Raw genomic sequence first — 320 nt, 5'->3', positions numbered from 1 at the left:
ATCTTGATAATTACCCCACTGAATTATTAGCCGGTAAACGCATTGGTATTTAAGAGCATTCAATCTATGGTCGTGATCTTTAAGGCGATTAGTTTACACAGTTTGGCGCAGAGGTGATAAGCCTTGGCCGCAGTGACAGCTTTGTGCCCATAGATACCGAAGCGGTGGGCTTAGCTGACATAGAACAAGCGCAAGATTGGCAGCGTGAATTTGAGTTAGATGCGATGTTTTCTACCGACGGTGATGGCGTTAGGCCGCTGTTGTCTGATGAAACTGGCAATTATTTACGCGTTGATATTTTATGTTTACTGGCCGCGCAG

At 45.3% G+C, this 320-nt stretch carries 1 pseudogene; it reads left to right on the top strand.

Going from position 1 to position 320, the window contains the following annotated elements:
- Positions 1-113: 113 nt before the first annotated feature.
- Positions 114-320, top strand: a pseudogene (locus Q4519_RS22405) (phosphomannomutase); the annotation flags it as partial.

Origin of the sequence: Motilimonas sp. 1_MG-2023 (assembly GCF_030547455.1) — a bacterium.
Lineage (GTDB): Bacteria > Pseudomonadota > Gammaproteobacteria > Enterobacterales > CBDFNC01 > Motilimonas.
Note: the sequence above shows the minus strand (reverse complement) of the source record. Positions and strands in the feature narration are given on the sequence as shown.